Source organism: Bradyrhizobium sp. JR3.5, from assembly GCF_054057015.1.
On record NZ_JBSRYV010000002.1, the window covers coordinates 4421277 to 4445802 of the forward strand.

Genomic DNA, 24526 nt, shown 5'->3' on the forward strand with positions numbered 1-24526 from the left:
CTTGCTCGCACCTGCAACAAATACGTCAGTACTTCTTGCACTCCGGGACCGTGCGGCTCGGCAGGCCGATCTTGGCGAAAACTGCCGGATCGTAGCCCAGCGTCTGGTTGACGTTCGGGATCACCTTCACGACCTTGCTGAACAGCGCGCCCTTGCCGTCATCGACCACCTCGGTGACGAAATTGGTGCCGATCGCCTGGCGGTTGGCGTCGAGCTTGATCTTGCCGTTCGGTGCGTCGATCTCGATCTTGGCCAGCGCGTCCTTCAGCTTGGCCTGGTTGTTGGAGAGATCGCCATTGACCTGCCGCAGCGCCAGGATCAGCGCCATGGTCGAGCCGTAATAGTTGGTGGCGAGCAGCGACGGGCTCGGGAAGCGTTTGCTCTCCGGGAACGAGTCCTGATAGGCCTTCACGAATTTCTGCCAGCCCGGATCCTCCCAGGTATCGGCCTGGCCGCTCGCGGCGATGGTGCCGATCAGCGCGTTCTTGGCGCTGCCCTTCGACGACAGGATGGTCTGGTCGATCATGATCGAGCCGCCCATCAGATGCGCCTTGCCGCCGGCCTGCTGATACTGGTTGAGGAAGTTGACGGCGTCGGCGCCGCCGAGGCCGAGATAGATCGCATCGACATCGTCGGGAAGTGCTGCGATCACCGAGGCGAAGTCCTTGGTGCCGAGCGGCACCCATTGCCGGTTGGTGACCTGGCCGCCGGCGCCGCAGAACTCGAGCACCAGGCCGAACACCTGGGTGTAGATGAAGGAGTAGTCCTCGCCGACTGTCGCGATCTTGCGATAGCCCTTGGTTTCATAGGCGTATTTGCCGAGGCCGACCTGCCACTGCGCGCCGTCCATGTTGTAGCGGAAGAAGTTCGGCGCCGGATCGACGTAGGTCGTCTCTTGCGCGCCGGAGGCGGCGTTGACGAAGGTCAGCTCCGGATGGGTCTTGGCAAAATTCTTCACCGCGATGCCTTCGTCGCCGGACAGCGGCGACAGCAGGATCTGCACCTTGTCCTGCTCGATCAGCTTGCGCACCGCGCGCACCGCGGAGTCCGGCGTCGCGTCGGTCGAGGCGACGACGAATTCGAGCTCCTTGTCGCCGATCTTCTTGCCGAGCACGTTGAGCGCGGTCTGGTGGGCCGCGCATGCCATCTTCGCCGAGCACCGTGTAGGTGCCCTCGAGCGTCGCGGTGACGCCGACCTTGATCTTCTCTTGGGCGAATGCCGTGCCCGAAAGCAACAGGCTGCTCAACGCAATCAGTCCCAAACTGCCTTTCAACATCGCTCTCCTCCCTCTGTGTTGTCACCGGCGTCCACCTGGCCTCACGAAGGCTGATGGGCGTCCGGTTGTTGCTGACGAAGCTAGCCGAAGCCAGGCGCGGCGCGGATGTCGTCGCTGCGGGGGTGCTTAACGGGTAGTCTCATTTTGATTGTTGCGCCGCAGCGCGGTTCGCGGCGCAATGTAGCGGAGGTTCGGCGTAGTAGTTCCGTCATCCTGAGGAGCGCGTAGCGCGTCTCGAAGGATCGACGGCCACTGGCCGGGCCGTGCATCCTTCGAGGCTCGCTGCGCTCTCGCCTCAGGATGACGGGATATGCGTTTGCGTTCTCGCGACATGATTTGTCCGAGCTTTTACTTTTCGTTTCGTCCGCTGTTCAGAGGGCGCAGGGAAAGCTCGGTGTCGATCGCACCCATGGGTCCCGTTCAACAAAGCACGGGAGGTAGGACCACATCGCCTGCTACGGCATATGGTGGCCGGCGGCCTGTCCGCCGTCGACGTGGAGCACCTCTCCGGTCACAAATCCTGCGCCATCGAGGTAGAGCACGGCGTCGACGATGTCGGAGATCTCTCCCATTCGGCCGACCGGGTGGAGCGCGGCCAGCGCTTGATGCGCCTCCGCCGGGTGCATCGGGGTCTTGATGATTCCGGGCGACACTGCGTTGACGCGGATTCCGGTCCTTGCATATTCGATCGCGAGCGCGCGGGTTGCGGCGTTCAGGGCGCCCTTGGTCAGCGAGGCGAGGGCGGCGGGAACGCTGCTCATCGGCTGGTCGACGAGACTCGTCGTGATGGTGACGACGTGGCCGTGGCCCTGCTTGCTCATCAGCTCCAGCGCGCGCCGGGTCATGTTGAAAAAGCCCCCGGTCACGTTGGTTGAGATGTAGCTGGCGTAGTCATCCTGCGTGTAGGCCGTGAAAGGTTTCGCCATGAAGATGCCGGCGTTGTTGACCAGCGTGTCGACGCGTCCGAAGCGCTCCAGCGCCGCCTTGAACACGTCCTCGGCCGTATCGGCTGCGCCGACATCGCCCGCCACCGTGACGATATCCGCGTCGGTGGCCGGCTTGATCGAGCGTGACGTCGCGACCACCCGGCAGTTGCGATCCCTGAAGGCCTGAACGATGCCGGCGCCGATCCCCTGCGATGCGCCGGTGACGATTGCCACTTTCCGTTCTGTGCTCATGATCGCACTCCTCTAAAGCCTGGCCCTTGGTTTGACGCGTCACGCTACGCCGCGCCGCTTGCAGCCAGCGGGCTGTAGTCGCGGCTCTTGAACATCGTGTGCAGTTGCCGCCGCCGGATGCCGAGATTGCCGCCGTCGAAGATCGGCAGCGCGAGCGCGTCCTGCAGCAGGCTGCCGAATGGCGCCTCATGATCGTAGCTGTCGATCCCGACCACCCGCATCAGATCGGTGATGACCCGCACGGCGGCCTCGGAGCCGAAGATCTTGGCCTGCACCGCCAGCTCCTCGGCCGCCGGCGACTGAGTGTCGAGGGCATGGCAGGCGCGCCAGCTGAGCGTGCGCGCCGCCTCGATCGTGGTCTTGGCATCGGCGAGCGCGTATCCGACCGCCTGATGCTCGATGATCGGATGGACGCCGCCGCGCTTTTCGCTGCGGGCAAAATCCAGCGCGAACGCGAAGGCCGAGCGCATCAGCGCGACGCCGAAGATTCCGACCAGGGCCGCGGTGCCGGTGAACGCCGCCGCGGTCAGCGCCAGGCCGGCACCTTGCTTTCCAAGCAGATTGTGGTGGGGCGCCGCGACATTCTGAAAGCCAAACTGTGGGACGAGGTGCGCGCGATGACCGATGCTGTCGATCGCGCGTTCGAACACAAGGCCGGTCACCGGTCCTTGCACGGCAATGATCGAGATCGCCGCATCGGGTGCCGCTGCCGGATCGGTCCGGCACACGACGGTCAGGAGATCGGCGCCCTCGCGATTCCAGCCGGTGGCCGAGGACACCCATTTCTTGCGGCCGTTGATCAGCCAGTTGTCGCCCTCGCGCCGCGCGGTGGTGCGGACGCCCTCGCCGGGTGGCGGCGAGGCGGCGTTGGCGCTGCCGCCCGGCTCGCTCGAGCAGAAGGCGGCGAGCGGGGCGCCGCTGGTCCTCAGGAACGGCGCAAGCAGCCGCTGGCACTGCTCCGGCGTGCCGCCGAGCAGCAGCGGCAGCAGGCCGAGCACGCTGCCGAGCATCGTGAGGGTCACGCTGGGGTTCACGCTGTAGAATTCCTCGGCGAGGATCGCCATGTCGATCATGCCGGCATTGTCGCCGCCCGCCGGCGCCGGAATGCATTTGCGCAGATAGCCGGCCGCCACCATCGCCTCGTAGGTCGGCTTGGTCGCGAGAAAGCGCTGCTCGGGCGTCGCCAGCTTTTCGGCGGCCCTGGCATCGGCCAGCACCTCCCTGGCAAACTTACGGGAGGCGAGCTGCAGCTCGCGCTGCTGTGCCGTGAGCGTGAAATCGATCGCCATGCCAATGCCCTCCGTGTCGGCGGTTCGGACTATGGCTATCGCGGTGTAGTCAGGAAATCTTGGACGGCAGTGCCCGATTTCTTGGCGCGGAGTGAACCTATCTCGTCGGGCTTCAGTGGGCGGCGGCGCGGCGGAACTCGCGCGGGGCGAGGCGATTGTGGCGCTTGAACAGGCGGTTGAAATGCGAGATGTCGCGGAAGCCCGCGGCAAAGGCGATTTCGGCAATGGTCTTGTGCGCTGAAGTGCGATCGAGCAGGGCGCGCGTACACGCGGCGATCCGCTGCTCGTTGACGTGTTCGCCCACGGAACGGCCGGTGCTCGCAAACAGGCGGTGCACGTAGCGCTCGGAGCAGCGGAATTTCGTAGCCAGCGCCGGCGCCCCGAGCTCGGGGTTCGTCGCTGTGACGCGCGATATGGTCAAGCATCATCGACAGCAGCACCGGCGTATGCACGCGCTCCGCCGCCAAATCGGCGAGGATGTCGGGTGCGTGCGCGATCAGCTCGGCGATATGCGTGCCGAGCATTGCCGAGGTTGTTGCGAGGCGACCGCCGCTCAGGCAGAGCTCGGCGTAGCTCGCCAGCGTCCGCGAGAGCGCGCGGCCGGTTTCGGTCGCAGACAGACCGAGCCGCGGGCGATCGAACAGCGTGTCCGGCAACAGGCGCCGCGGCACGGCAAAGCAGAACAGCTTGAAGTGATGCCGGTGGGCGATCTCGAACGGCTGGGTCGTATCGGCGACCGCGAGATCGCCGGGGGCGCTGATCTGCTCGTGGCCGCGCTGCGAGGTGCGTCCCAGCCCTTCGAGCTGGAGGTTGACGAAGCAAAGGTCGTCGGTGCCAGCTGCGATGTGCGAGGCGAGCCGGTGCACGATGTGTCCGCTCGCCGTGACCCGCGATATCTGCAACGGCGCGGCGTCGACCTTGCAGATCGCGCCGGCAAAGGATTCCTCGGCAATCCTGCGCGGCTCCAGTCGCACGAAGGCAGCTGCGAGGTCGTCTGCCCAACTGCCGAAGGGTTGATCCGGACGGGCCGGCCTGGTCGACCATTCCATGTGCGCCTCGAATAGACCGTCACTGCGAAGGGCCCAGCAAGGCGAACGATATCGCCGGCCAAACCGGCGGTCAAATTCCGCCGGCGGTCTGTTTCCCCTGCAAGGAAAGGCGCGTGCACGCAGGGAACGGTGACCTCCTCACTTCGTGGTGTAGCCGCCGTTGACGAGGATTGTCTGGCCGGTCATCCACCAGCCGTCCGACACCAGCAGGCGAATCCAGGGCACGATATCCTTGATGTCGGTGAGACCGGTCTTCGAGAAACCGGACAGCGCCGCGGCCGATTTGTGATAGGCGACCGCATCGGTGCCTTCGGCCGGATAGAAGAACGGCGTGTCCATCGGACCGGGGCCGATCGCGGTGACCGAGATGCCGCGTGCGCCGAATTCCTTCGAGGCCGCGCGGGTGAAATGCTCGACCGGCGCCTTGGTGCCGGCATAGGCGGCATAGAACGGCGTGTAGGCGCCGAGCAGCGACGTCACCAGGGTGCAGATCTTGCCGTTGTCGTTCAGATGGCGGCCGGCCTCCTTGAGGAAGAAGAACGGGGACTTGGCGTTGACCGCGCTCATCGCGTCGTATTCGGCCTCCGAGATCTCGACCATCGGTTTCTTCAATACCTTGCCGACGGTGTTGATCGCGATGTCGGGACGGCCGATCGCCGCGACGGCATCAGTGAACAGCTTCTCCATCGCGCCCGAGGTCGTGAGGTTGGCCTGGAACGCGACCGCGTTGGCGCCGGCAGCCTTGATCGCGGCGACGGTCGCGCCGGCGTCGGCCTTGGTCGCAGCGCTGTTGTAGTGGATCGCGATCGCCTTCGCGCCGTGGGCCGCAAGGTCGCGCGCGATGAGGCCGCCGAGGTTCTTCGCGCCGCCGGTGATGATGACGGTCTTGTCCTTGATGCTGTGGTCGGTCATGACGTTCGCCTCTCCAGATCTCGCGGCTGCGCCCTGCGGCCGCTTTCTGAGGGAAACGATATCGTCTAGGATTTCCTGATAAAGCCGTACATTCTGACGTCACTTGTCAGGAACGGCGAACAATCGGGGCCCAATCTTGGACCGCATCGATCTCTTCCGCATTTTCGCCCGCGTCGTCGAGTGCGCGAGCTTTACGCGGGCGGCCGACACGCTCGGGCTGCCGCGCTCGTCGGTCTCGTCGGCGGTCGCGCAGCTGGAGCGGCGCATCGGCGCCCGGCTGTTGCATCGGACGACGCGAAAAGTGTCGCCCACCCATGATGGCGCGGCCTTCTACGAACGGTGCCTGCGCGTCGTCGCCGATGTCGAGGAGGCCGAGACCCTGTTCCGCCATGCCGCCGCCGAACCGTCGGGGCGGCTCAGGGTCGACGTGCCCCGGGCGGATCGGACGCCTGATCATCGCGCCGGCGCTGCCCGCTTTCCTCGATCGCTATCCGCAGATCGACATCGATCTCGGCGTCACCGATCGCGCCATCAACCTGATCGCGGACTCTGCCGATTGCGTGGTGCGCGTCGGCCCGCTCGGCGATTCCGGCCTGATCGCGCGGCCGCTCGGCAATTTGACGCTGATCAATGTCGCGAGCGTGGGATATCTCACGCGCCACGGTACGCCGCGGACGCCAGATGATCTCGGCGCGCATTGGGCGGTCAACTACGCCTCGCCATCTACCGGCCGCATCGAGGAGTGGGAATGGTGTGAGCAGGGCGCCTCGCGGACCATCGCGATGCGTGGCCGCGTCACCGTCAACAGCGCCGAAGCCTATATCGCCTGCTGCCTCGCCGGCCTCGGGCTGATCCAGATTCCCGCCTACGATGTGAAGCGGCATCTCGATGCCGGCGAGCTCGTCGAGCTGATGCCGCAGCACCGCGCGGCGCCGATGCCGATGACCTTGCTCTATCCGCATCGCCAGCATCTGTCGCGGCGGCTGCAGGTGTTTGCCGATTGGCTGGCGGCGCTGCTGAAAGAGCAGCTCCGTGTCGCGGGCTAGAACTTCGGCGTGATGCCGGCCTAAAGGCCGCGGCGCGTCATCGCCTGCTGTTGGTGGCGCGGATCGAGGCCGTCCTCGCGCGCTTCACCTCGGCCTTGGGCTGGAAAAACAGGCCGGGCATCACCGAGACCAGTCCGAAGGTCATTCCGAGGAATGCCAGGAACGTATCGAGAAAATTCATCTCCATTTCAGTTGTCTCCATTCGGCTTGCACCGGGCCGACCCGGTGCAATGCGTTCAGTGAACTAGATATGGTGCGATACAATGCTCGGTACAATGGAAACATTGATCTCAGAGCAATACTCTCAATGCTCCGCGTCTAGGCAGCCATCCGACCCTGTTGAAGAGGGCAGGGGCGCCCAGGAAAGGCAGTCGAAAACTCTGTCAAAAGCCATCGAGCAGCGGCAGGCGCACGCTGCGCCTGCCGAACGAAGGAAGCCGGCAGCGGGGTTGGCGAACCCTGGCCTCGTCAGAACTTCTGCGTGATTCCGGCGTAGAAGCCGCGGCGCGGGCCGTATTGCGGCGCGAACACGCCGATGCCGGAGCCGTCGCGGATCTGGTAGACGGTGTCGAACAAATTGACGACGTCGAAGCGCAGCGTGGTCGGCTTGTTCGGCGCGACGATGTTGAAGTCGTGCGAGACGCCGAGATTGACCTGCGTGTAGGGTGGCACCGTGCCGGTGTTGGCGAAGCCGTCGCGCAGGCCTGAGCCGTAGATCAGCGACGCGCTGAACTTGGTGTCGCGCCACTGGTACCAGCCGCCGACCGATGCGGTCAGCGTCTGGGCATGGTCGGTGTTGACGTAATTGTTGGCGATGTAGGCCAGTTCGTCCGGATCGAACAGATACTGGTTCGAGACGACGTTGGTCGCGACCTGCCTTGCAATCGCGACATTGCCGTAGAGATGCAGATTGTCGTGGTCGTATCGTGCCGTCAGCTCGACGCCTTCGTTGGTACCTTTCGCATAGTTGAAGGCCGTGAGGACGTAGGCTTGGCCGAACTGGCCGTCGTCGAGCAGATCGGTCGCGATCTTGTAGTAGGCATCCATGCCGATCTCGAGGCCGGGGATCGCGTAGACCTTCTGCGTGACGCCGATGTCGAACACATGCGAGCGTTCCGGCAGCACGGGGTCATTGGCGGTGGTCGCCGGCTGCGCCGTCGTGTTCTGCACCAGCGCAAGATTGGTCGGTGCCGCCAGCACCTGTTCGGGCGGCGTGAAGTTGCGGGCGTAGCCGGCATGGAAGGTCGTACCGTCATAGGGCTTCCATGTCAGGCTGATCCGCGGGCTCAACTGGTTGGCATCGACATATTGCCACATCTGGTCGAAGCGCAGGCCGGCATAGAGTGTCAGCTGGTTCGTGATCTTCCATTCGTCGGCGATGTAGGTGGAGAACAGATATCCGGTCTTGGCGCTGGAATCGAACACCGAAAGCGGCGCATCGATCGGGTTGCCGGAATCGTCGAGCGGCAGCACGGTCGAGCCGTTGTTGACCAGCGAGCGCTCGGCGCTGACCGCGACGCCGAACTTCAGCGTATGCGCGAAACCCAGCCTGTAGGACGTATCCTCCTGGATGCCGTTGATGAAGCTCTGGCGATACACATCCGACGCGATCCCGTTGAACACGAGATCGCCGACCGGATCGGGCATGAAGTGCAGCTGGCTGTAGCGATTGAAATAGGCGACCTGGTAGTCGAACCCGTCGCCCGACTTCTGATAGGCCACGACGTTGAACTGGTTGAATTCGTGTTGCCGCTCGTTCAGCAACGCGGAATCGAAGTTCGAGACGCCGAAGGCGGTGAAGGCGGGAGCCTGGCCGGGATTGTTGGGGATCTGATAGCCTCCGTTGGAGACGCCGCCGATATAGGTCAGCCGGCTGGTCGGATCGATGGGCCGTCGAGACATAGGCGAAGCTCTTCTCCTGGTCGGTCCGGTCGTGGATGGCGTTATAGGCCGGCGTCGGGTTTTCGATGCCGACGTCGCTGCCGAAATAGCGGCCGGAGACGTAGTACTGGGTTTTTCCGATCGTGCCGCCATAGTCGACGCTGGTGGTGAAGGTGCCGTGGCTGCCGCCATAGACGCTGACGCTGCCGGAATTGTTGAAGGCGTCGGTCTTGGTCTGGATGTCCAGCACACCGGCAGTGCGCAGGCCATACTGCGCGGGCAGTGCGCCCGTGATCAGCGCCATGCTGCCGACGATCCCGGTGTCGATGATCTGGCCGAAGGCGCCGACGCCGTCCGGCAGCATGATCCCGTTGATACGGTATTGCAGGTTGGCGTGCTCGTTGCGCACGTGCAGCTCGCCGCTTGCGGCGGAGTCCTGTGAAACCCCGGGCGCCTGCAGCAGCGCCTTGTCGAGAGTGATGTTGGTCCCCTGTGGCAATGCCTCGAGGGCTTGCCGGCTCATCTGGTAGCTGTTGGCGCCGGTCGGCGCCAGCAGTGCGGCGCGGGCCTGGTCGAGCCGCGTGTTCTGGCCCGCGACGGCTTGCGCCTCGGTCTGTTCTGGAGATTGCGGCGTCGCCGATACCGCGCCGGTTCTTCGCGCGCGGCGACCGCCTCCGGTCGCAACGCGCGTCTTCGGCTTGTTCGACCCGGCCGGCGCGGTGTGGCGCTGCGGCGCCGTCACCGTGATGTCAGGAAGAGTCGTTGTCGGCGCGGTCGTCTGCCCGAATGCGGCGCCGTTGATCCCGTAGACCAAGAGCGATGCTGCGCCGGCAGCGGCGCGTCGTCTGATATGTCCTGACATGTTGGTTCCCGATCTCGCGAGGCTGCGATCCGGATCCTCACCGAAGGACACGGTCGAGCCCGCCGTCGATGCGCGACGGCGAAATTCCCCATTGATCAAACGGCAGCCGAATGGTGGCCGCGTTCGAAGTTCAGTCGTGCAGGGAGTTCAGGAGATCGGAGGCGCGCGCGGCTGATAGTGCAGCCGGCCGATGTCGAGCGGCGCAGCATAATTGTCGATCTGCCAGGCGAGCAGAGCTGCGGCATCCGGCAGCTGCAGTGGTGGCAGCGCCGGCGCCGACATTGCCGAGTTGACCATCGCCACGACGGCGCAGATGGCGCAGAGATCTACGGCCTGATCGGAATCAGGATTCGAACGAGGCTCGTCGCGCGAGGCGTTCTCGATATGCGCCGCGAACGACGCTGTCGCCTGTGCCGGCGCAATGGCATGAAAATGGCCGAACGACAGCACGAACTGGATCGACAGCGCCAACAGCGCCAGCCGAGCCCCGTGCCTGATGTTCGAACGAAACCACTTCATGACGACGCCATTTCCGCGTCGAGAGATCACAAGTCCGACGGACGGCGCCTGCGACGCGGTGTCGCACAGTTTCGAAAACGTGCCGGCCTGTCAATCCGCATTGCTTATTGATGCGATCAATTTCCAGGCGATCGGACGATCTTGCAACACCGCGACGTTGGCAAATGGGGACCCGGCTCGCGCCAGGTCCCCATCCGTCACTCCACGATCGCGGTCACGACACCCGCACCGATGGTGCGGTTGCCTTCACGGATCGCAAAGCGCGACCGCGCCTCGAGCGCGATCGGCTTGTTGAGCTCGATCGTGAACTCGGCGCTGTCGCCCGGCATCACCATCTCGGCGCCATCTGCGAGCTGGACGGTGCCGGTGACGTCGGCGGTCCGGAAGTAGAACTGCGGACGATAGTTGGCGAAGAACGGCGTGTGCCGGCCGCCTTCGTCCTTTGTCAGCACGTACACTTCCGCGCGGAAGGTCCGGTGCGGTGACGCACCACCCGGATGCGACAGCACCTGACCGCGCTGCACGAGAGCCTTGTCGACCCCGCGCAGCAGGCAGCCGACGTTGTCGCCGGCCTGCCCCTGGTCGAGGATCTTCCGGTAGCTCTCGATGCTGGTCACGACCGACTTGCGGGTCTCGCCGAGGCCGACGATCTCGACCTCGTCGCCGATCCTGATCGTGCCGCGCTCGACGAGCCCGGTCACCACGGTGCCGCGCCCCGCGATCGACTGCACGCCCTCGATCGGCATCAGGAACGGGCGATCCTTCGGCCGCTCGGGCAGCTCGATAAAGCGGTCGAGCGCCTCGAACAGTTCGAGGATCGCCTGATCCGCCAGCGGACCGTGCTCGCCGCGCAGCGCCTGCATCGCCGCACCGCGCACGACCGGCGCGTTGTCGCCGTCATACTGGTACTTCGACAACAGATCGCGCACCTCGATCTCGACGAGATCGACCAGTTCCGGATCGTCAGCGACGTCGCACTTGTTCAGGAACACCACGATGCGCGGCACGCCGATCTGGCGCGCGAGCAGAATGTGCTCGCGCGTCTGCGGCATCGGTCCGTCGACGGCGGAGACGACCAGGATCGCGCCGTCCATCTGCGCCGCGCCGGTGATCATGTTCTTCACATAATCGGCGTGGCCCGGGCAGTCGACGTGCGAGTAGTGGCGCGCCGCCGTCGAGAACTCGACGTGGCTCGTCGCAATGGTCAGGATCTTCGTATCGTCACGCGTACCTTGCGCGGCCGACGCCTTGGCAACGTCCTGGTAGGAGACGAACGCGCCCCAGCCGTGATCGGCTGAAACCTTCGTCATCGCTGCCGTCAGCGTCGTCTTGCCATGATCCACGTGGCCGATCGTGCCAACATTGCAGTTGGGCTTGAGGCGGATGAACTTCTCTTTGGCCATGGGACACCTGTGGTGTTCGAGCTCCCGTGCTGGGTTTGCACGACTCGTGGCACCGCGAGAGCCCGTTCGGCGCCAGGAGCCGCTTCCGCTCCGGGCTGCCTTCCAATGTCAGGTGTGACGTGAGGTCAGGTCCAAAGCAGAATGGCGGCGGACGAGGGCATTAGCCCTCCCGTCATCAGCATCGATGTTCGCTGTGACTGCCGCATGTTGGAAACCTGGGTCGCTCTTTCTACAAAAGGAGGCGAGTACATAAGGGGTGGCCGCGCGATTGGCAAGAGGCCGCCGTCGTTGCAGCGAAGCGCCGTGCTGGCATTGTCGACCTCAGACGGGTATAGTTTGCGGGCACAAGTGACGGTCTCCCGAATGTCGATCTTCGCAAGCAAATCCGGTCTCGCCATCATCGCCGCAGTGCTCTGTTTCGGCGCCCAGCAGGCCAATGCGCAGGCTGGACCTGTGCGGTATTGGACGCCGGGCTCGCTGTTCGGCTTCGGCGGCGGCCTGGCCGACGGCCAGAAGGCGGACACTTACGGCAACTTTCCGGGCTTTGACGCCACCGCCCCGCAAGGCGGCGACTTCTCGTATCTGAACGGCCGTCCGGATGGCTGGTTTATCGGCGGCGAAGGCGGCCGCTCCGGCTGGAACACGCTCGGTCAATCGGCGGCGTTCGGCTCGCTTGAATATCAGGGCGCGCAGGTCGGCTACAATTTCAAGGGTGTCGGTGATACGCCCGTGACGTTCTTCGCCGGCTTCGACTCGTTGAAATACAATCCGCCCGGCGCCGGCGGGCCGCTGGCGCCGTTCAGCGGCAATCCCGGCGTCAACGCCGGGTATACGGCGCGTGCGGGACTGGAGTTCCGCCCGACCTCGAATGTCACCCTGTCGTTCGGGGCTGGTTTTACCCAGCAAGGGGCGGAGCGCATGGACAGCGACATCCATTCGCAGCTGCTGCCCGGCCAGTCGCCGGTTCTGTTCGGCGGCCGCTAGCGCGTTCGAACAGATCGACGACATGAAGGTAGCGTTTCAGCGCAAGACTTCGGCGTTGCGGTCCTGATCCAACCAGAGCTTGAACCAGAACCAAGAAGGCTCGAGCTCGCGAGCACAGTCAGGATCGAACCATGGACATGCAAGGCAAGATCGCACTCGTCACCGCCGCGGCGTCGGGCGCCGGCCGCGCCGGCGCGCTCATTCTCGCGCGCGAGGGCGCGGCGGTCGCGGTCGTCGACCAGAACGAGAGTGGCGCGAAGGCGGTGGTCGACGAGATCAAAAAGGGCGGCGGACGCGCGCTGGCGCTGACCGGCGATCTGCGCGACGATAGCTTTGCGCGCGACATCGTCGCTGCAACCGTGAAGGAGTTCGGCGCGCTCGATTGCGTCTGGAATCATCTCGGCATTCCCGGTCCGTCTGTGATCGACGATCTGGAAGGCTGGGACCTCAGCATCGATCTCAATTTGCGCTCGCAGCTGATCACCACCAATGCGGCGCTCGGGCAGATGACGGCGCGGCGCAAGGGCAGCATCCTGTTCACCGCATCGACCTCGGGCCTGGTCGGTTCGCCATGGAGCCCGACCTATTCGGCGGCCAAGGCCGGCGTGATCGGCCTCGCGCGGGCGCTCGCCAAGCGCCACGCCAAGGACGGCGTGCGCGTCAATGCGATCTGTCCCGGCGCGATCGACACGCCGATGCTGCGGGTGTTCGTCAACCGGCCCGACCAGCCCGGCCACAACGAAGCCGACCCCGAGGAATTGATCAAGGCCGCGGTGACCCGCAATCCAATGGGCCGCGCCGCACGCCCGGAGGAGATCGCCGAGGTCGCGGTGTTCCTGCTGTCGGACAAGGCCTCGTTCGTCACCGGCATCGCGATGCCGGTCGACGGCGGGACGGTGGCGTAGCGCGCGGCATCAGTCAGGCTTGTGGGTTGCTCTATCCACGTCATTGCGAGCCACCCGGTCGGCGCATAGCGCCGCCGGATGACGGGCTCCGCGAAGCAATCCATCACGCCGCGAGCAAAGATGGATTGCTTCGTCGCTTCGCTCCTCGCAATGACGGCGTCGAAAGCATCGCGGGGCCGCAGGAAACTCCCCTAAAACTTCGCCCTGATGCCGGCATAGGCGGCGAGCGGCATGCCGGGCACGAAGGTGCGCGGATCGCTCAGCTGCGCCATCAGGTTGGGCATACCGCCGGCGCTGGTAAAGCCGCCCGTTTGATAGAACGCGCCGTGCAGGTAGTAGTGCTGGTTGAACACATTGTTGATCAGGCCGAACACCTCGATGTTCTTCGTGACCTGGTATGACGTGTGCAAATTGACGACCGAGTAGGCCGGCACCTTCGGGCTCTGGTTGGTGTCGTCATGGATGATCCACTGGCTGCCCACCACGTTGAGGTCGGCGCCGACCTTCCACGCATCTGTCACGTTGTAGTCGACGCCAGCCTTGAAGCGGTGCGCGGGAATGCCCGGGATGTGGTCACCCGGCGTGACGTTGACAAATTGCGCGCCGGCGTCGTTGGTCAGGGCATTCGGATTGTTCGGCGAGGACAGCGTGATCGCGCTTCGATAGGTCGCGTCGACATAGGTGTAGTTGGCGTAGGCGTTCCAGCGATCGAAGCGATAGTCGAGCTTGGCCTCGATACCCTGCCGCAGGGTCTGTCCGGCATTCTGGAAGAAGCCGAAATTGTTGACGCCGAGCGGGCTTGTCACCTGGATGATGTCGTCGTCGGACAGGGTGTGGAACACGCCCAGGCCCCAGCTCAGCACGCCGGTCCTGGCGTCGCGGCCCCAGCTGCCGCGCAGGCCGGCCTCGACGGTGTGCGCCACCACCTGCTTGAGCGGCGGGTCGGCCACCAGGAAGCTGTCGATCATGCAGGGATGATTGGGGTCGGAGCAGCCGAGCTCCAGCGGCGTCGGTGCGCGGTTGGCTTCCGAGTAGCCGGCATAGGCGGTGAGGTTCGACGTGATCTTGAAGGTGCCGCCGATCACCGGGTTGAAGCGCTGGAAGCGGTTGCTGCTGTTCAGCAGCGGATTGGTGCCGGTCTGGTCCTGCAGGTCTATCTGGGCGAGATTGAAACGTCCGCCCGCCGTCACCGAGAATTTGCTCGTCACGTCGAACGTATCGGTGAGGTAGACGCCGGTGTAGGTGTTGGTGGCGCGCAGATCGACCGGGCTGAGGCCGGCGTCGGGCTGGTTGATGAAGACCCCGGTGCCCGTCACGAACAGGTTGTTTGGATCGATCGTTCCGAGTTCGCTGGTCGCCGTGAATTTCGTGTTGCCGTGATCGACGCTGACGCCCATCACGACGTGGTTGTCGTGCCCGAACAGCCTGTCCGAGTTGGTTAACTGGGCTGTGCCGCCGTAGCTGTTGGTAGCGGCGCTGTTACGGTCGACTTCGCCAAGGAAAGCGTTGCCCAAGGTGTTCGGAACCGACGGACCTCCCGCCGGACCGAAGATCGGAAGGCCGTCGCCGATGCACAAACTCGTGGGATCGTCGCACGGCGCAACGTCGGTGCCGTTGCCGTCGACATGGGTCTGCCGGAAGCCGCGGAAATAGGCGTTGCCCTGGAACGACCAGGTGTCCGAGAAATTATGGCTCAGCGTGGCGTTGACGAAGGCGAGCTGCAGCATCGTCAATTGCGGCCAGGTGTAGACGCTCGACCAGCGCTGGTTGAGCATCTCGACCGGCGTTGCGGCGACGTTGCCGAGCAGATTGCTGGCGCCGGTGAAATTGACGTGGAATTCGGTGTCGTCGTTGCGTGCGCCGATGTCGACATACATGCGGTTGACGTGCGAGGAATTGGCGTAGTCGCGCCAGCCGCGGTCATAGGCGGATTCGAACGCGGCATAGGCCGAGATGTTGTCCTTCTGGCCGCCGGCCTGCACGCTGCCCTGCACGCGCCCGTATGAGCCGCCGAACACTTCACCCTCGACGCCCTGATAGGTGAAGCCGTTCTTCATCTGGATGCTGAGCGCGCCACCGATCGCGTTCAGGCCGAACACGGGATTATTGGGAACCAGTGACACCCGGTCGATGGCCTTTTCCGGGATGAAATCCCAGTTGACCACGTCGCCCCAGGATTCGTTGATGCGGACGCCGTTCTGATAGACCGCGATGCCCTGCGGTGTCCCCTGGACCGGCGAGGCGACGAAGCCGCGATAGTCGAGATTGCGCTGGAACGGATTGCCGGTCTGATCGGTCAGCGTGACGCCGGGCAGCTTGCGGTTCACCGAGTCCAGAAAGTTCGTCGAATAGTTGCGGCTGAAATCCGCCGAGGTCAGCACCTCGGTGTTGGACGGGATCTTGTCGCGGTCGAGCAGGCTCGAGTCTCGGTCGGAAGGGCCAGGGACCCCGGTGCCGCCCTCGGGCGCCGCCGCGGTTTGGGCCGGCGCGGCCCGTGTGCGGGCGGTTCGTGAGGTCCGCGCCACCGGCCGGGCGGCAGGCTTGATGCTGCGCGTGCCTGAAAGCGGCGAGGGGGCAATCACGGTGACCGGCGGCAGTTCGGTCGGGGCGGGGGTCTGGGCCTGCACCATTGTCAGCGGCGCTGCGGCTCCGATGGCGGTGAGCATGGCCGCAGCGCCGCGCGTAGTGAGCGAACCAGACAAAAATCGTGTTGCCGTACGCAACAACGCACCAGCCATAACGCCCACCCTGTTGTCCCGGTTCGGCTTTTATCCTCGACGAACCTTGGCTTTGAGACTGCGGGAGCGCTGATGCTTTGGCAAACAAGATGTGTCCCGTAGGTTCGGGATTCTTTTCGATCTGCAATCGGGAAAAATTCCCGATGCCGGTCGACGGGCCCGCCAACCGGCTGCGCGGTGGCGATTCTTGCCGGTTTTGCGGAGACTTATGCCCAAGAGGCAGGCATCCCGCCTCCTGGGCAGCGGCGGCAGGTTAGTCCTTGAACTCGCAGCCGAGGCGCTGCAGCGCCTCATCGACCCACCGGCGGTCGCTGGTGCCGGCGAGGATCTGCTGGATGGCCTTTTCCTCGGTCGCCTTCTTGGCCTCGGTCAGCTTGCAGACGGCCTCGGCGTCGTCATAGGGCACGCAGAGCACGCCGTCGTCGTCGGCCACGATGAGATCGCCGGGCTCGACGATCATGCCGTCGATCGAGATGGCGCAATTGATCTCGCCCGGGCCGTCCTTGTAGGGGCCGCGATGGGCGACGCCGGCGGCGAACACCGGGAACGATCCGGCGCGGATCGCGCCGGCATCGCGGATCGAGCCGTCGATCACGAAGCCCGCGACGCCCTTCTTCTCGGCCAGCGTCGACATGATCTCGCCGATGATGGCGTTGACCAGGACGCCGCCAGCGTCGACCACGATGACGTCGCCCGGCTGGGCCAGGTCGATCGCCTTGTGCACCATCAGGTTGTCGCCGGGCCGGGTCTTCACGGTCAGCGCCGGGCCGCCGAGCCAGCCGCCCGCATGCATCGGCCGCAGCCGGTTGGTACCCGCGATCCGCGACATCACGTCGCTGATATTGGCGACCGGAAGCGTGCGGTAGCGCGCGACGAGGTCAGGCGACACTTTCCGCTTCGCCTTGTGAATTGCAAATCCTATGGCCATCGGTGTTCTCCGGTGTGTTGTCGGCGCGGTCGCTCAATGGGCGCGGCGGTCGAGATGGGCGTCGAGGCGCGGATAGACGCGGCGGGCGTTGCCTTCGAAGATCTTGGCCTTGTCTTCCGCGCTCATGGGCAGCGCATCGATGTAGCGGCGGGTGTCGTCGAAGTGATGGCCGGTCTCGGGATCGATGCCGCGGACCGCGCCGACCATCTCCGAAGCGAACAGGATGTTCTCGACCGGGATCACCCTGGTCAACAGCTCGATGCCGGGGAGGTGATAGACGCAGGTGTCGAAGAACACGTTCTGCAACAGATGCTCCGACAGCGGCGGCAGCTTCATGTCCTGCGCGAGGCCGCGGTAGCGGCCCCAGTGATAGGGCACCGCGCCGCCGCCGTGCGGGATGATGAACCGCAGGGTCGGGAAGCGCTTGAACAGGTCCGAGGTCAGGAACTGCATAAAGGCGGTGGTGTCGCCGTTGAGGTAGTGCGCGCCGGTGCCGTGGAAGCAGGGATTGCAGGACGAAGAGACGTGAACCATCGCCGGCACGTCGAGCTCGACCATCTTCTCATAGAGGGGATACCACCATTCGTCGGTCAACGGCGGATCGCACCAATAGCCGCCGGCGGGATCGGGATTGAGGTTGCAGCCGACGAAGCCGAGCTGCGTCACGCAGCGCTCCAGTTCTTCGATGCAGTTGGCGGGCTTGACGCCCGGGCTCTGCGGCAGCTGGCACACGGGAACGAAATTCTGCGGAAACAGCGTGCAGACCCGGTGCACGAGGTCGTTGCAGATCGTGGTCCATTCACGGCTGGTCGCTTCCTTGCCGACATGGTGCGCCATGCCGGCGGCGCGCGGCGAGAAGATGGTGACGTCGGTGCCGCGCTCCTTCTGCAGGCGGAGCTGCGCGCCCTCGACGCTGGAGCGAATCTCGTCATCGGTGATGCCGAGATTGGTGGTGAGCGGCCGGCGCGATCTGTCGGCGAGGCCGGCGAGCTGCTTGTCGCGGAAGATCTGCAGCTTGGCCGGCTCGGTGGTGTAGTGACCGTGACAATCGATGATCATGGTTGCGTCCTTGTTGTTCCCCTTGGCAGGGTTGTCAGTGTGCGACGGATGACGGGATCGCGCCCGTCAATTCCGTCTCGCGCGGTTTGACGCGCATGGTGGCGGGCGATGGCGGATGCGACGAACAGGAAGCCGGCGATGCCGACCAGCGCCCAGGAGAAGCTTCCGGTGGAGTCCTTGATCAGGCCGATGCACCAAGGGCCGATCAGGCCGCCGAACTGCGCCAGCGTGTTGACCATGGCGATCGCGGCGGCGCCGGCCGCGCCGGTCAGCAGCGAGGCGTTGATGCTCCAGAACAGCGGATTGCCGGCGTTCAGACTGAAGCCGACGATGCACAGGAACACGAAGGCCAGCACCGGGCTCGCGACATAGGCGCTGCCGAGCATGGCGACGGCGGCGAGCAGATAGACGGCCGCAAGATGAAACTTGCGATCGCCCGTCTTGTCCGAGCTGCGGCTGACCACGATGGTGCCGACGACACCGAGCAGCGGCGGGATCGCCGACAGGAAGCCGACCTCGATGTTGCTGAGATTGCCCATGCCCTTGATGATCTGCGGCAGCCACAGCAGCAGGCCATAGATGCCGACCAGCGCGCAGCCGAACAGCGCCGCCAGCAGCCAGACCCTGATATCGAGCACGCATTCGATCAACCTGTGCTGCCCCTGTTGTTCGATCTCGGCCCGCTCGGCGGTGAGCTCGCCTTCCAGCCAGGCGGCCTGCTCTTTGGTGAGCCAGCTCGCCTTGGCGGGGCGGTCGGTCAGATAATAGAGCGTGAAGAGGCCGAGCAGAATGGTCGGTACGCCCTCGGCGATGAACATCCATTGCCAGCCATGCAGGCCGGACGCGCCGTCGAGAAAGGTCATGATGCTGGTCGAGATCGGCCCGCCAAGCACCGCTGAGAACGAGCCGGCGATGATGTATCCGGCGACCGCGCGGGCGCGATAGCGCGCGGGGAACCAATAGGTCAGATAAAGCACCACGCCGGGCATGAAGCCGGCTTCCGCGACGCCGAGGCCGAACCGCATGACATAGAGGCTCAGCGGATTCCAGACAAAGGCGGTGAGCGTGGCGACGAGGCCCCAGGTGATCAGGATACGCGCGAGCCAGATCCGGGCGCCGAGCCAGTGCAGCATCAGATTGCTCGGCACCTCGAGCACCATGTAGCCGAGGAAGAAGATGCTGGCCGCAAAGCCGAAGATCGCGGGGCTGAGGCCGAGGTCCTTGTTCATCGTCAGCCCGGCATAGCCGAGATTGATGCGGTCGAGATAGTTGAAGAACATCATGACGAAGAGGATCGGGATCAGCCGCCAATAGACCCGGCGGATGGTTTGCTGTTCGAGCTCGCTGACGGACGCTTGGCCCATTGGAATCCTCCCTTGCTTTTTGTTATCGCGCCTGTGATCCGAACCGGGCGGAGCGCCTGTTATTCGCGGCGATTTCGCATGGCTGACCGGCTGCGCGTGTTGCCCCTTGGAGCATCCGCGTTTTGGCGCCAAGATCGGGAAACGGACCTGGGAGGTCAAATACCGCTTTGACCCGTCACTTATAGGGAAACGGAATAAGCGATGGATTACAGGCAGCTTCGCTACTTCATCGCGGTGGCCGCAAACAAGAGCTCAAAAAAGAGCTCAGCTTCAGCCGCGCCGCCAAGCGGCTGCATGTCAGCCAGCCGCCGCTGAGCACACAGATCAAGGCGATGGAGGAGGAGCTCGGCACCCAGCTGTTGTCGCGGACACGGCGCGCGGTCGAGCTCACCCAGGCCGGCCAATTGCTGCTGGAACACGCGCGACGCGCCGTCAGCGAGCTCGACCTCGCGTCGGAGACCGTGCGCCGCGCAGCGCGCGGTGAAGCCGGCGCGGTCCGTGTCGGTTTCACCGACTCGGTTCCGATGCTCGACATGTTCGCCGAACTGTTCCGCAGCTTCCGCGGCAGCTATCCGCGGGTGAAGATCGAGCTCAGGCACATGTCGACGGCGAAACAGCTGCAGGCACTCGCCGACGCCGAGCTCGACGTCGCGATCATGCGGCCGCCGCTGGATTTCCGGCCCGCGGCCGATCTGCAGGTTCATGTCGTCTGGCGCGACCGGCTGATGGTGTTCCTGCCGATCGATCACCCGCTGGCCGCCGCGCCCGGCAAGCTCAGCGTTGCGGACCTCGCCGAGCACGAATTCGTCGGCATGGCCGAGAGCGGTTGCGGCGTCGGCGACCAGGCGGCGATGCTGTGCCGGCGCGCCGGCTTTGCGCCGCGGATCGCGCAGGAGGCGCATGAACTGCGCACGGTGCTCAGCCTCGTCGCCGCCGGGATCGGACTTTCGATCCTGCCGTCGTGTTACCAGCAGGCCGGCGTCATGAACGTTGTCGCGAAGGCGCTGGACACGCCGGATGCGGAGAGCCGCATGCTGGTGGCGATGCGCTCGAACGCCTCGCTGCTGCCGCGCCGGTTCGTCGAATGCGCGCTGCAGGCGGCGTCGCGAAGTGCGCCGCCGCTGGTCCCCGAGGTCGCTGCGGCGATCCGCTGATCGAGCCGTGCCGAAGGCGATCGCGCGCTTGAGATGGCGACCTGCCGTGCGTGGCACGCGACGGTCCGCGCTCCCATACTTTCGTCGGCCGTAGTCTCCCGGAATGCAGTCTGGCGTCGGTCTTGCATACTTGAATGCAAGGTGCTGGGGCGCCGATTCGTCGTGTTTCGCCCGCAACGGCAATGTCGCCGGCGAATGGTAAGTGATGCGCGCCCGCAGCTGGATCAGATCTGCGGAGACCACAACATGCACGCCATCACGCGTGCGGCACTGCTGCTGGGGGCGATGTGGCTGACATCGCCGACCCTGGCGCGCGACGACGGCCGCTACGCCAATTCACCTCTGAAGCCCTGGTTTGAAAGCCTGCACAGCGGCTACGGACAATGCTGTTCCGACGCCGACGGATCCGTGGTCGCCGATCCGGACTGGGAGTCGGACCACGGCCATTATCGCGTGCACATCGACGACGAATGGGTCGTGGTGCCGAACGAGGCCTTGATCACCGAGCCGAACAAGATCGGCCGAACCATGGTGTGGAAGCACTATATCGACGGCCACCCGCGCGTGCGCTGCTTCATGCCGGGCAGCATGACCTGAGGCGCTGTCTTACGCGGGCGTATGGCCGGTGAGGAAGCGTGTGACCACGCCGCCGAGCGTCGCGTGGTCGAGCGGCGCGGCGAGCGATGCCTTGGCCGTCTCGACCACGGTATCGGGCGCGAGGCCGCGGCGCAGATCGCACAGCGCGTCGGCGTAGTCGACGGTGAATTCCGGATGCGGCTGCACCGACAGTGTGGTGCCGTTGGCATAGAGCAGCCCGGCATGCGGTGTGAACGCGGACGCCATGATGGTGCGTGCGGAGGCGGGCGGGGTGATCACCTGGTCCTGATGCGAGGCGGCCGCCGCGATCGTCTCGCCGTCGATCAGCCCGTTGTCCGGCGCCAGCTGATAGACGTGGCGGCCGATGCCCCAGCCCTTTTCTGACTTGCGCACGGTGCCGCCGAGCGCTTGCGCGATCAGCTGATGGCCGAAGCAGACGCCGACCATCGGAACGCCCCTGTCATGGGCGGCGCGCACGAAGGCTTCGAGCGGGGCGATCCAGGCGACATCGTCATACACACCGGCCGCTGATCCCGTGATCAGGATCGCATCCAATGTGGCCGGATCCGGCAGTGGCTCACCGTTGGCGACGCTGACGACGTCGCAGGCGATCGACGGATCGGCCATGGCCACCATCCGCTGGAACATCTGCGGATAGCTGCCGTGGCGCTCGCGGAACTGCGGACTGACGAGCCCGGTTTCGATGATGGTGATGCGGGGCATGGCTAACGGATGGGCGGGATGCCTCAGCGTTTACACCGGAAGCGCTGACGGCCGCAAGCCGCGCGGCCGCCGCTCAATTCCGCGACGGCGCCGCCGCGTCGATCGTTGCGGTGTGCTGCGCCGCCGGCGTCGTGCTGACGATCGTCGGTGTCGGGCTTTCGATCGCCGGCGTCGTCGCGACGATCGCAGGCTCGGTGCGGTAACGCGGCAGCTGATCCTCGAGCGAGTAGCCGACGCAGAGCGCGAGGCTCGACCAGACCGCCATGCTGAAATACAGCGACATCCAGGCGATCTCCTCGCGCCACTCGGCGATGTCGTGGGTCACGACCCAGCGCCGGCTGACGTCGCGCAGGCCATCGAGTGGATGCAGCAGCGTGCCGCCGGCGGCGAGATTGGCGCGCCAGCGGTTCAGATACATCGGGACGTCGATGGTCATCAGGAAGGCGAGGAAGGCGGCGATGCCGACGATCGCGACGATGAAGGCCCAGCGCACCGGCCCATGAAACTCGGGCAGCAGCCGGCACAGCGCAATCCCGACCAGGAAGAACACCACGGCCCAGATCGAGTTCTCGATCGCGTTGCAGAGATAATGGGTGGTCAGCACCGCATACCAGGAGAAGCATTCCGCAATCACGATCAGCGGCACGATGATCCAGGCGATGTTGATGGTGGTCTCGGCGCCGGTCATGGTGCCGAGCTGATGCAGCACGATCGCCCATTGCGCGGCGAAGCAGACCTCGGCGACGGTCGCGACGGTGCGGCCGACCACGACGCTCGACAGCCAGGTGTCGAACAGGCAGATGCGCTGCACGTCGGCGCGCGGCAGCACCGAGCGGAACGCGCAGCCGAACACATAGGCCGCGCAGAGCAGCAGCATCAGGCCGATGCCGGACGTATTGCTGAGGCTGCCGTTCGACTGCTCGTGGAACTGTCGGTACAGCGCGAACCAGATCGCGATGTTGGCGGCACTGACGAGGCTCAGGAAGCCCCACCACCGGACCACTGGATTCGACCAAGCCAGCGAAACCGGCCGCGCCCGCCACTCCATGCTCATTCACCGCTCCGCGTGTAACCGAACTGATATCGAATTGTAGCAATTCTGTCATAGAAGACAGCGAATCACGACTAAAAAATGCGTGCGGAGCGGGGGGCGGGCGGCTCCGATTGTGACAGCGTTTGTGACAGCGGGCGCGGTTTGTGACAGTGAGCGCGTGGCTGCGCCGGACCCTCCGTTCGTCATTCCGGGGCGCGCGGAGCGCGAGCCCGGAATCCATTTCGCCGCGACGATGCGGCCCAATGGATTCCGGGCCTGCGTGCTGCGCACGCATCCCGGAATGACGAGGAGGGAGCGCAGGCCTCCAGCCTTCGCGATCGTGATCGAAGGTGACGCCCGCCCCCGTAGGCAGGCGTTGCGCGATCATCTATTGAACGGCTTCCTTTTTTCGGGCCGAACCCGCACGGGCTGGCTTCAAGCGAAGGCGCCTTGTGACGACGGACATGACGGCTAGCTACGATCCGCTGTTGCGCAGGATTCACTGGGCGACGGCGGTGCTGTTCATCGCGGCCATGCTGATCGGGCTTTATTGCGGGCTGCAGCCGGCCGGGACGTCGCCGCGGCGCGAACTGCTCGAGGTGCACAAGTCACTCGGCGTCACCCTGTTCTTCCTGGCGATCCTGCGGCTGATGGTGCGCGCCGTGACCACGGCGCCGCCGGAGCCGGGCTCGTTCTCACCGCTGGTCAGGATCGCGGCACGGCTCAATCACTGGGCGCTCTACGCCATCCTCTTCGTGATGCCGGTGACCGGATACATGTTCTCGTCGGCCGGCGGCTACTCGCTGCGCTATTTCTGGACCTTCAGCTGGCCGCGCCTGTTCGCCGACAACAAGGCGGTCGCGGAGGCGGGCGAGCTGGCGCATGGCCTGCTTGCCTACTTCGTTTATGCCGTGGTCGCGCTGCATATCGCGGCGACGCTCTGGCATGTCGTCGTCAAGAAGGACGAGACGCTGGCGCGGATGTGGCCGCGCGCGAGGGCGCAATGAGCAGGATTGTCCGCGGGCTCCGTTCACCTCTCCCAAGGGAGAGGTGAGTCGGAGCCGCACTCGGCGCTCAGCCGCGCAGCGCGGTTTCGGGAATGGTGCGGCGGACCACCTCGCGCATCGCGAAGCTGGAATGGATGCGGGCGACGCCAGGCATCCGCGACAGATGCTGCTTGTGGATCCGCTCGAAGTCGGCGATGTCGCGGGCAATGACCTGCAGATGATAGTCGTCGCTGCCCGACATCAGATGGCAGGACACGACGTCGGGGCAGCGTGAGATCGCGGCCTCGAAGGCTGCGAGATAATCCTCGCTCTGCTTCTCCAGCGTGATGGTGACGACGACGGTCGTTACAAGGCCGAGTGCCGTCGGCTCGAGGTCGACGCGGTAGCCGCGGATCACGCCGATCTCCTCGAGATGGCGGATGCGCCGCGCGCAGGCGGTCGGCGACAGCCCGACCTTCTCGGCGAGCTCGATCTGGCTGGCGCGAGCGTCGGCGACCAGCTCGGCAAGGATTCTGAGATCGATACGATCGAGACCGTCCACGCAGTTTTCCTTCGAAGGCTGAGCTGAAAACGAAGGATATGAGCGGGTCTGCATGTGCACAAGCCGGAATTCGCTGA

22 protein-coding genes and 3 pseudogenes are annotated in these 24526 nt (G+C 65.0%); 8 read left to right on the forward strand and 17 right to left on the reverse strand.

Translation table 11 applies throughout. The features are described from left to right. Positions 1–25 precede the first annotated feature (25 nt). The 6 genes and pseudogenes from ACVWW1_RS38110 to ACVWW1_RS38135 form a co-directional block, all read right to left on the reverse strand. Positions 26–1277, reverse strand: a pseudogene (locus ACVWW1_RS38110) (ABC transporter substrate-binding protein). A gap of 455 nt (positions 1278–1732) precedes the next feature. Continuing rightward, a complete protein-coding gene (locus tag ACVWW1_RS38115) occupies positions 1733–2455 on the reverse strand; it encodes an SDR family NAD(P)-dependent oxidoreductase (RefSeq protein ID WP_456659425.1) in 723 nt (240 codons plus the stop codon). Between the two features lie 44 nt (positions 2456–2499). After that, positions 2500–3744 carry an acyl-CoA dehydrogenase family protein gene (locus ACVWW1_RS38120; protein WP_456659426.1) on the reverse strand — a complete coding sequence of 415 codons (1245 nt, stop codon included), beginning with the start codon at positions 3742–3744 and terminating at the stop codon, positions 2500–2502. 112 nt (positions 3745–3856) lie between these two features. Beyond that, positions 3857–4165 carry a helix-turn-helix domain-containing protein gene (locus tag ACVWW1_RS38125; protein WP_456659427.1) on the reverse strand — a complete coding sequence of 103 codons (309 nt, stop codon included), beginning with the start codon at positions 4163–4165 and terminating at the stop codon, positions 3857–3859. A gap of 127 nt (positions 4166–4292) precedes the next feature. Beyond that, positions 4293–4793 (reverse strand): annotated as a pseudogene (locus ACVWW1_RS38130) (AraC-like ligand-binding domain-containing protein); the annotation flags it as partial. A gap of 138 nt (positions 4794–4931) precedes the next feature. After that, complete coding sequence (locus tag ACVWW1_RS38135) at positions 4932–5705, reverse strand: SDR family oxidoreductase (protein WP_456659428.1); 774 nt, start codon at positions 5703–5705, stop codon at positions 4932–4934. Positions 5706–5841: 136 nt separating this feature from the next. Between ACVWW1_RS38135 and ACVWW1_RS38140 the strand changes: the two are divergent. Beyond that, a pseudogene (locus ACVWW1_RS38140) lies at positions 5842–6751 on the forward strand (LysR family transcriptional regulator). A 37-nt stretch (positions 6752–6788) separates the two neighbouring features. On the opposite strand, the gene ACVWW1_RS38145 reads toward ACVWW1_RS38140, so the two are convergent. Then, on the reverse strand, positions 6789–6938 hold the full coding sequence (locus tag ACVWW1_RS38145) for a hypothetical protein (protein WP_456659429.1): 150 nt from the start codon (positions 6936–6938) through the stop codon (positions 6789–6791). Positions 6939–7219: 281 nt separating this feature from the next. Then, positions 7220–8653 (reverse strand): TonB-dependent receptor domain-containing protein, encoded by a 1434-nt coding sequence (locus ACVWW1_RS38150; RefSeq protein ID WP_456659430.1) that lies wholly within the window; start codon positions 8651–8653, stop codon positions 7220–7222. 157 nt (positions 8654–8810) lie between these two features. On the opposite strand from ACVWW1_RS38150, the gene ACVWW1_RS38155 reads away from it, so the two are divergent. Beyond that, positions 8811–9074 carry a hypothetical protein gene (locus ACVWW1_RS38155; RefSeq protein WP_456659431.1) on the forward strand — a complete coding sequence of 88 codons (264 nt, stop codon included), beginning with the start codon at positions 8811–8813 and terminating at the stop codon, positions 9072–9074. A gap of 91 nt (positions 9075–9165) precedes the next feature. After that, positions 9166–9441, forward strand: a complete 276-nt coding sequence (locus tag ACVWW1_RS38160; protein WP_456659432.1) for a hypothetical protein — start codon at positions 9166–9168, stop codon at positions 9439–9441. A 200-nt stretch (positions 9442–9641) separates the two neighbouring features. On the opposite strand, the gene ACVWW1_RS38165 is transcribed toward ACVWW1_RS38160, so the two are convergent. Continuing rightward, positions 9642–10013, reverse strand: coding sequence for a DUF2946 family protein (locus ACVWW1_RS38165; RefSeq protein ID WP_456659433.1), 372 nt, complete (start codon positions 10011–10013; stop codon positions 9642–9644). A gap of 197 nt (positions 10014–10210) precedes the next feature. Beyond that, complete coding sequence (gene tuf / locus ACVWW1_RS38170; RefSeq protein ID WP_456659434.1) at positions 10211–11416, reverse strand: elongation factor Tu; 1206 nt, start codon at positions 11414–11416, stop codon at positions 10211–10213. Positions 11417–11557: 141 nt separating this feature from the next. On the opposite strand from tuf, the gene ACVWW1_RS38175 reads away from it, so the two are divergent. Together ACVWW1_RS38175 and ACVWW1_RS38180 are read left to right on the forward strand one after the other, a co-directional pair. After that, on the forward strand, positions 11558–12400 hold the full coding sequence (locus tag ACVWW1_RS38175; RefSeq protein WP_456659435.1) for a hypothetical protein: 843 nt from the start codon (positions 11558–11560) through the stop codon (positions 12398–12400). A gap of 131 nt (positions 12401–12531) precedes the next feature. Next, complete coding sequence (locus tag ACVWW1_RS38180; protein WP_456659436.1) at positions 12532–13305, forward strand: SDR family NAD(P)-dependent oxidoreductase; 774 nt, start codon at positions 12532–12534, stop codon at positions 13303–13305. A 191-nt stretch (positions 13306–13496) separates the two neighbouring features. On the opposite strand, the gene ACVWW1_RS38185 is transcribed toward ACVWW1_RS38180, so the two are convergent. The 4 genes from ACVWW1_RS38185 to ACVWW1_RS38200 all read right to left on the reverse strand — a co-directional run bounded on the left by ACVWW1_RS38185 (position 13497) and on the right by ACVWW1_RS38200 (position 19394). Continuing rightward, positions 13497–15971: a TonB-dependent receptor gene (locus ACVWW1_RS38185; protein ID WP_456659437.1), complete on the reverse strand. Its 2475-nt coding sequence runs from the start codon at positions 15969–15971 to the stop codon at positions 13497–13499. Positions 15972–16296: 325 nt separating this feature from the next. Next, positions 16297–16971: an RraA family protein gene (locus ACVWW1_RS38190; RefSeq protein ID WP_456659438.1), complete on the reverse strand. Its 675-nt coding sequence runs from the start codon at positions 16969–16971 to the stop codon at positions 16297–16299. 33 nt (positions 16972–17004) lie between these two features. Beyond that, positions 17005–18030 (reverse strand): amidohydrolase family protein, encoded by a 1026-nt coding sequence (locus ACVWW1_RS38195; RefSeq protein ID WP_456659439.1) that lies wholly within the window; start codon positions 18028–18030, stop codon positions 17005–17007. After that, positions 18027–19394, reverse strand: coding sequence for an MFS transporter (locus ACVWW1_RS38200; protein WP_456659440.1), 1368 nt, complete (start codon positions 19392–19394; stop codon positions 18027–18029). Before ACVWW1_RS38200 ends, ACVWW1_RS38195 begins: the two co-directional genes overlap by 4 nt. Positions 19395–19705: 311 nt before the next feature. Between ACVWW1_RS38200 and ACVWW1_RS38205 the strand changes: the two genes are divergently transcribed. Continuing rightward, a complete protein-coding gene (locus tag ACVWW1_RS38205; protein ID WP_456660773.1) occupies positions 19706–20548 on the forward strand; it encodes a LysR family transcriptional regulator in 843 nt (280 codons plus the stop codon). Between the two features lie 246 nt (positions 20549–20794). Beyond that, entirely contained in the window at positions 20795–21145 is a 351-nt protein-coding gene (locus tag ACVWW1_RS38210) for a hypothetical protein (protein WP_212315747.1), read from the forward strand. Positions 21146–21154: 9 nt separating this feature from the next. On the opposite strand, the gene ACVWW1_RS38215 is transcribed toward ACVWW1_RS38210, so the two are convergent. Together ACVWW1_RS38215 and ACVWW1_RS38220 are read right to left on the reverse strand one after the other, a co-directional pair. Next, positions 21155–21868, reverse strand: a complete 714-nt coding sequence (locus ACVWW1_RS38215; RefSeq protein ID WP_456659441.1) for a type 1 glutamine amidotransferase — start codon at positions 21866–21868, stop codon at positions 21155–21157. 73 nt (positions 21869–21941) lie between these two features. Next, on the reverse strand, positions 21942–22916 hold the full coding sequence (locus tag ACVWW1_RS38220) for a hypothetical protein (RefSeq protein WP_456660774.1): 975 nt from the start codon (positions 22914–22916) through the stop codon (positions 21942–21944). 449 nt (positions 22917–23365) lie between these two features. Between ACVWW1_RS38220 and ACVWW1_RS38225 the strand changes: the two genes are divergently transcribed. Further along, the gene (locus ACVWW1_RS38225) at positions 23366–23908 is read left to right on the forward strand and encodes a cytochrome b (protein WP_456659442.1); all 543 of its coding nucleotides are present in this window, start codon (positions 23366–23368) and stop codon (positions 23906–23908) included. A gap of 67 nt (positions 23909–23975) precedes the next feature. On the opposite strand, the gene ACVWW1_RS38230 is transcribed toward ACVWW1_RS38225, so the two are convergent. Then, positions 23976–24503: an Lrp/AsnC family transcriptional regulator gene (locus ACVWW1_RS38230; RefSeq protein WP_456660775.1), complete on the reverse strand. Its 528-nt coding sequence runs from the start codon at positions 24501–24503 to the stop codon at positions 23976–23978. Positions 24504–24526 lie beyond the last annotated feature (23 nt).